Consider the following 7,549-nt stretch of genomic DNA (forward strand, 5'->3'; position numbering starts at 1 on the left):
ATCTCGCGCACCCCCGTGCCTCGCCTTGCTAATACCCTGATTTCCACTGCTTGCTCCTGTGTCAGCATCGGCGGCAAATCCGCCATCCTCCATCAGGTGGGTCAGTTTTACTTCGGCGGGGTGGGTCATTTTTACATCGGCGCTAACACTTTTCATCATCTTCTCGTGGACGAGTTTCAGGATACTGACCCACTTCAGTATCAATGGGTGTGCGAGCATGCCCTACACGGTGCCACGATCACGCTTGTCGGGGACGATGACCAGAGTATCTATGGCTTTCGCTCGGCGCTCGGCTTCCGCGGCATGGAGTCCTTCATCAGACAATTCGACGCTCAACCGGTAATACTCGGAAGCAATTATCGGTGCCGCGCGGAGATCCTAGCCGCTGCGGATCGAGTGATCGTCAACAATCGCGATCGGATTCCCAAGACGCTTGCGGCAGAACGGGGACCGGGAGGGACTATCGGGTTTAGCCGGTTCGGCGATGAATATGACGAGGCGGTAGCAGCTGTAGAAGCGCTGTCGCCCTTTCTCAGCGACGGTAGGAGTGGGGCGATACTGGCTCGAACCAACCGGATTCTGGACCCGGTCGAAGCCGTATGCAGATCCCACGGACTCAAGTACTACCGCGCATCCGGAACCTCGATTCTCAATCGTCCGGAGGCGGCCCTAATGGGAAGCCTTTTGGAACTTGTGCAGCGGGTTCGATCCGGTGGCATGGACACGCTCTTGGGCTTCGCCGGCCTCAGCGTGCACGAGCTTCGTTCTCTCCACGAGAAGCTCGGTCCGGGCCTACAGTTCCGCCAGGTAAAAGAGCTCGCTGGACTTGCCCTCAGCGATAGCTCGGTCGATACGTTTAGAGATTTCTCGAAGCGGCTCTCCGAGTGGCGAGCCTTGTGCGAGCGGCAGTTTTTCTCGCTGGTCCTCGAGGGCGTCAGCGATTGGATGTTGCGCCACGCGAAGGCCGACGCGGCAAAACGCGCTATCCGAACAACGTACGACGTACTTTCTAGGTTGAACGGTCCATTCTCGGACCGACTAGAGTTCCTACGGCGGAAGAACAATGAGCCTGGTAACGATGCCATTGTCCTTACCACCCTTCACTCTGCGAAGGGCTTGGAATGGGACGCAGTGGTTCTAATTCGGGTTGAGGAGACCGTGCTACCTGACGAGAAGGGGACTTCCGAAGCTGAAGAGCGAAGGCTCTTTTATGTTGGTATGACAAGGGCACGCGACTCGCTCTTCATCAGCACGGCAAAGAAGAACCCCACCTCACGCTTCGTCTTTGAAGCTGGGTTGCTCCAAACCTAGTTGTCTGACACCTCCTAGTGGAGCGACCGCGTACCATCGGGTTGGCTGACTTCGTGAATGCCCTAAGGACAGGCACTAGCCGCCGGCTGAGAAACCAGTCTAAGGAACACTTGGCACGCCACGACAGCCAGTGGCCCGGAGCCAACGCCACTCCACCCTGAGTTGCGGCGGTGCGCCACTGGACGTCATTAAGCAAACATCCAGCAGCAAGCTCGCCCAAATGACCAACCGGCTCAGCGAGCCGGTTGCTATCGCCTCCAACCAAATCGGATCGGACGGCGCCGTCTGTCTATATGTCGTTACGCGACGGGCCGATTTGGATGGGGCCGCCGGCGCATTGGGTGGCGGTTAGTGCCCTTGGCCGTGACGCGCCCCGTGGAGACGAGCGAGCGCTCCTGTCTCAGCTAGGCAGGCCGTCTGTACGGTGGTTACGCGTCCCTGGGTCTCCCGACCAAGGCTCGTTCCAGGCGAGTGATCTGCGCAACACGACGCGGCAGATTCCGTGACAATTCGTCGAACTTGTGTCCGTCATGAGCAAGTATCCCGCGACCACGGGCTCTGGTGGCATTCAGCACACTGTGATTGGTGGCGTATGCACTCCGCCGCACAGCGTCCTTCCGGTGTCTCACGTCGCCGTATTCGCTGCCTATTCCCATGAAGGCAATCAACGGCTCTTGCGGCGCGCGATTTGGACAGAAGTCGTAGATCATGCCAGGAAGCGGAGCGAGGCACCGCGCGCTTATGCCCAGACGTTGCCCTCCTGGACTTGGTACGCCGAGGCAGGCATGGCACCCGGCCAGGGGTAAGTGGCACCGCGCCGCGAGCGTCGGATGCAGCTCCAGTGCCACGTTAAGGCTCCCGGACAGAGTCTGACTGTCCTTTCCATGATCTCTGACCGTCGAAGACGATGCAGGGTTGCCTAGGCCAGGTCAAAGTGGAAGAGCTGTACTGCACCTCCCATTCGCTGCTTGACGTCTTAGGGCGGGCCTCAAGCTACACCCAGCCGGACATGCCGGCGAGATTGATTCTGGAGTGTCCTAAGTGACCGTCAATACCCTTAGCTTGCAGTTAGGCTCAAGGGCACCTGCACGACCCGGTGGTGTAACGAGTTGGGCCGCAGTTTCGTATTGCGCTTGCTTGGTGCAACGGATTGGGCCGCAAATTAAAGTTGGCCGGAGAAAGGTGCATCGTTTTGGGCCGCTTTTGACCCGCAACTCTAAAAAGTGAGCGCTTCCTATCGACATAACCATTGTGTTTTGGAAATTCGGATAGCTTTGCGGACCAAGGGGATACACCTTTCCATCCTGGCTGCCGGAAAGAAGCTTCGGTGGGCTCAGCCGTTCTCCGCGTCAGCTCCTTGCGGACCAATAGATTGCGCTTTCGCGGAAGTGGTGGTGATGCGGCATTTTTTGCGGGCCAATTCGCTACACCGTTGGACTATAAGTGCCGCATACGCGGGAGAGCCCGGCAGCAGGCCACGGAGCGAGGTGCTGTCCGATTGGCAATGTACGGTGTTACGGACAGGTGCCGTACGCGTTCAATGGGAATTGCGGACCAAGGAATAACACCTTCTTGGCGGCAAAACTGAGGCACGTGCCGCCGCTGGCGAGTATGAGGGTACTCGAGCGGGCCAATCGATTGCACCTTGAGCATGGCGCTGGCACTGCGGACCAACAAACAACACCATTGCGCATCTGCTACCAGACTGCGCACCAATCAATTACACCTTATGGGCTGGGTAGTGCTGCGGACCAATGGACTGCACCTTCTTTGAACTCAGAGTATTGCGCACCAATAGATAGCACCTTGGCGGGTGAACGATTCTGCGGACCAACAGAGTGCACCTTTGGATGAATCGCCAGGACGCGGACCAATCGATTACACCTTGGCTCCGTGGGTTGATTTGCGGACCAATGGACTACACCGTCAGTAGTTCGGCAGTCTTGCGGACCAATCGATTGCACTTTATCGGGAGCGCTCCGATTGCGGACCAATACATGACACCTATACGTACGGATGCTCTGCGCTTCAACTGCAGCCGCTGTGGATAACCTGGTCGGTTTTGACTTTCCGCACTTTTTTGTGGAGAGCAAGCAGCTTCTTTGTTTGTAAACCAGCTAACGTATACGAGGGCGTTTTTCTTGTTGTAAATCAAAAGGTTATGACAAGCAAAGTGTACTTTTTTGGTAGCAAGGTGCGATTCATTGGTTCGGAGGTGTCATTTTTTGGGCCGCAGAAGTGTTAACTATTGGTACCTCAAGGTGTTATTCATTGGTCTCAAAGTGCAATTCATTGGCCTATGGTGTTAACCATTGGTTTGAGACCCTTCGAAGACCGTGGATCGCTTGGCAGGCAAGGCTTCGCAAGCCACGGTTCATTCCAAAGGTGTAAAGGTTTGGTGCGGAGGTGTAGATTTTTGGTGCGGCGAGGACGTCGCCTCCGCATCAAGGTGCAATCGTATACTTGACTCGTTGCACCTTTAGATAGATATTATCGGCACTACCGCTAGTGCACCCCTCCCCTATGGCTGACGTCCCACGTAATCTCCAGGAGCAACTGGGCTTCGACATTTTCAACGCAGTGCGTGGGGAAATGGGTGCGGCAACGCCGATCACTGAGTCGAGCCGGGAGATAGGCTATCGGAAAACGAACGTATTGATCGACGTTTCCCCGCTGACGCTCCTCGCCCGCCGTGCTATCAATGCTCTCTGGTTGACCGTCTCTGAGAATCCCGACCTATCTCACTACGATATTGAACTGGGCTATTTCAAATGGCTTGCCAAGTTCGAGACATCCAACAACCTAGCACACCTAAAGAAGGCATTGCGCGAATGCCAAAGTGCGTCGGTGCAGGTATCTGTCGACGATACCGATGGTGATCCGCAGTGGGCCTCCGTGCCGCTGCTCGGATCTGTTGGTATCTCCGGCGGCCGCGTGGTGTTCAAGGTCGACGAGATGATCAGGCGGCAACTCAAGGATCCACAGCGGTACACCTATCTGTCGTTGCGCATGTCGGCTGCATTGAGCAACTATGCCTACATTCTGTACGAGAGGTTGAGCTCGCTCCGCTTCATGGGGACGACTGAATGGATTCCGCTTGATGTGGTCCGAAAATGGGTCAATGCTGACTCGGTTAAGTCGCTTACCGAGTACAAGCAGTTCAAGCGTCTCGTGCTTGATAAAAGCACGGAACAGATCAACGAATTGACCGACCTGTATGTTGAATTCGAGACGAAGACCACGCCTGGATCGCGTCGCGTAGCGGCTCTGCGCTTCAAGCTGCGCGATAACGCAAAGGGCAAGCTGGTCCTGGACTTCGCTCATCCTCACGAGCTGAAGGATCTCTATGAGACTCTGGTTAAGGGTTTCGGCCTTAGCAAGCGGCAACTCAACGAAATCATTGGCAACCGCGAAGTGAATACGGACGAACGCATTCGTAAGGCTATCGAGTTGGTGAAGCATCGTGTGCGCGTCGGCGGAGTGAAGTCTCCCGGCGCTTACCTAATGCGAGCGATCAAGGAAGGCTGGGAGCTTAGCGAAATCGAACGAGAGATTGCTGCTGGTAAAAAGGTCGAACCCGGTCAGCCGATCCAGATCGCCCCTGCCGAACTCGAGTTCGCCAGTTCACTTGAGCGGGACGTTGATGCAGGCCTGGCGGCATTTCAGGCATTGGACAAGGCGGCACGAGACGAAGTACTTGCCTCGCTATATCGCGAGACCACCTTCAAGATGGCCACACGGCGCGCAAAGATTAAGTCCGAGCCAGATGAGGCAGCCATCCTTGGGCGGAAGGCCCTGAAGACGGAATTGGGTCTTTTCATGAGCAGAACCCGAGGACAACCTGTAGTGCCACAGTGATTGCGGCACTCTCACGAAAAAGGGGGCTAGCCCCCTTTTTCTATTGGTGCGAGATTAGCTGATAGCTACCAGATAGTGGTCAGCGCTTATATTTTTCTTCCATCGCTTCCACGGCGCGCTCGAGCAACGCACCAGACGGGATATTCAGTGCTTCGGCCAGAGCATTGAAGCGCGCAATCGTATCGGGGGTTGCCTTGATATTGATCTGCTGATTACGACCAGTTGTGAATCGACGCTGGCGTCGCGGAGGAGCGGTGGTCGCCGCCGTCTCCAGTTTGCGGGCATCGCGACTCACGAAGCCGTTCTCCTTGGCGACTTGCTCAATGGCCTGCCGATCGGGCCGTGGCTTGTCTTCTCGCGGCCGCGGCTCAAAATCATCAAGCGCGGCGTCAAGTGGATTCGCTCTGCTCATTATGCAGTCTCCTTCTTCTCTTCCATATGGCCCTTGCGCAGGAACTGAAGGACCTCACCTGCGAACAATTCCGCGTTCTCAATTGCCTTGTCGACATTTGACACCTCGGAGCGGCTAAGCCCCGAGAGCGACTGTCGGTAGGCGAACATTGCCTTGAAAGCTGCACGTTCATTCAGCTCTGTCTTGAACACGGGAATACCTGCATTAGCAAAGGAGCGTCGGATGTGTGTCGTTTCTCGACTCTGGATTGCTACGGATGTTCTAGTGAACAGGACAGCATAGGGAAGCTTATAGTCGGGCTTGTGTTTTTGGATGCCTCTCTCATGCGCACGGATGAGGCGGAACGCTCTGCCAGCCTGCTCCGCGTCCAGTTGCGACCCTTGAGTAGGCACTACGACAAAGTCTGCTTCGCTGATTGCGTGCGCGACGATTGTCGCAGCCGTTCCCTCCAAGTCGACGATCACGAATGCGGACTCCTTCGCCGCCGCATCAATCCTGTCGGCAATGTCTTCCTCAGTGACATCCGAGATCACCGCCATGGACTTCGGCGCTGCACCTTCGGCGGCCCAGGTCTTCACAGGATGATTCGGGTCAGCGTCAATGACGGTGACGCTCTTGCCGCGCTCTGCGATTTGGGTGGCCAATACTAGGGATGATGTCGTTTTCCCCGCTCCGCCCTTCGGGCTTACGAACACGATTGTCGGCATCGAGTTTCCTTTTGCAAGTAGCTATCTGGTTGCTAACCGGTAGCGTGGCTAACTAGTTGCAGAAGTATAGCGGATAGCTACTAGATATCAATGGCTACTAGGTAGCTACTTTGATATCCGATTGGTATCTTCTGGTGGCGAGAGTACCGTGATGCCAGGTATCTGACAGATAGCTTGTAGCTATCTGGCTACCAATCGTCGAAGTGCATCTAGGCAACCTATCAGTTTGCTACCAGCTAACTCGCTAGAACAATAGCTCCCGCTTTCCGGTGGCGATGGCACTCGATAGCGAGTAGATATCGAGCGCCCGTTCGAACCACTTCGAGCCGGCACTTCCGCCGGTAGACGCTTCAGAGGACGCTGGGCCTGGCAGTAATTGGCGACGTCGCTCCTGCCGTACATTCTGGGATTTGCCTGCGGACCAAGACGATGTTGGTTCCCCGGATTCGCCCAGCATCGGCACCCCGACACAATAGTCGGCGGTGTAAGCTATCTGGTAGCTATCAGATATCTATTGATGCAAGATGCAGCGATGTTCGATAAGTACCGGATAGCAATAACTACTAGCGTAATGCGATAGCCGAGACTATGCTGGATAGCTAATTGGTATCTAGATGCCTGATGGATATCTAAAAGATATCCTTGACTGGGCACAACGACGAGTACCGCGAGATTCCTCCGGGGTCGAAACAGCCAGTGCAGCTACTTGGTAGCTACCAATAAATCCGACTCGCCATGCCCCGGGATCGTAGACTTCCAAATCTCTGCAGCGACAGAGTGGAACACCGATTCAAGCTAGCTAGTAGCTAACCAATAGCTTCTGGTGCGAGATGCCGCGCTGTTCGATTGCTACCTGGCAGCAATAGCTACCAGGTAGCTTCGACCATTTCGTTGCGCTGGCAACTGGGATCAAGATAATCAAGATACCTGATAGATACCTACAAGCTATCTTTTAGTGGGCCCAACGACGAGCACCGCAGGATTCCTCCGGTGTCGAAACAGCCAGTGCAGCTACTTGGTAGCTACCAATAAATCCGACTCGCCATGCCCCGGGATCGTAGACTTCCAAATCTCTACAGCGACAGAGTGGAACATCGATTCAAGCTAGCTGGTAGCTAACCAATAGCTTCTGGTGCGAGATGCCGCGCTGTTCGATTGCTACCTGGCAGCAATGGCTACCAGGTAGCTACTAGCGCAACGAAATGGTCGAAATAGTACCGACATGGCAACTGGGGTCAATATACCTGATAGATACCTACGA

General features: G+C 55.3%; 3 protein-coding genes and 1 pseudogene. 2 read left to right on the forward strand and 2 right to left on the reverse strand.

The features are described from left to right. Positions 1-150: 150 nt before the first annotated feature. A pseudogene (locus AC1DQR_RS39810) lies at positions 151-1,311 on the forward strand (ATP-dependent helicase); the annotation flags it as partial. A gap of 2,523 nt (positions 1,312-3,834) precedes the next feature. Continuing rightward, positions 3,835-5,169: a replication initiation protein gene (locus AC1DQR_RS39815; protein WP_183032527.1), complete on the forward strand. Its 1,335-nt coding sequence runs from the start codon at positions 3,835-3,837 to the stop codon at positions 5,167-5,169. A 79-nt stretch (positions 5,170-5,248) separates the two neighbouring features. On the opposite strand, the gene AC1DQR_RS39820 is transcribed toward AC1DQR_RS39815, so the two are convergent. Beyond that, entirely contained in the window at positions 5,249-5,581 is a 333-nt protein-coding gene (locus AC1DQR_RS39820) for a stability/partitioning determinant (RefSeq protein WP_150984879.1), read from the reverse strand. Beyond that, positions 5,581-6,288, reverse strand: a complete 708-nt coding sequence (locus AC1DQR_RS39825; protein WP_416046825.1) for a nucleotide-binding protein — start codon at positions 6,286-6,288, stop codon at positions 5,581-5,583. The genes AC1DQR_RS39820 and AC1DQR_RS39825 overlap by 1 nt, the downstream gene beginning before the upstream one ends. Positions 6,289-7,549: the final 1,261 nt, after the last annotated feature.

Source organism: Cupriavidus sp. 05L411 (genome assembly GCF_056398045.1).

Bases quoted from the DNA above. Each gene is read 5' to 3' on its own strand.
- AC1DQR_RS39815 (WP_183032527.1), top strand. From the start codon at position 3,835: ATGGCTGACGTCCCACGTAATCTCCAGGAGCAACTGGGCTTCGACATT.
- AC1DQR_RS39820 (WP_150984879.1), bottom strand. From the start codon at position 5,581: ATGAGCAGAGCGAATCCACTTGACGCCGCGCTTGATGATTTTGAGCCG.
- AC1DQR_RS39825 (WP_416046825.1), bottom strand. From the start codon at position 6,288: ATGCCGACAATCGTGTTCGTAAGCCCGAAGGGCGGAGCGGGGAAAACG.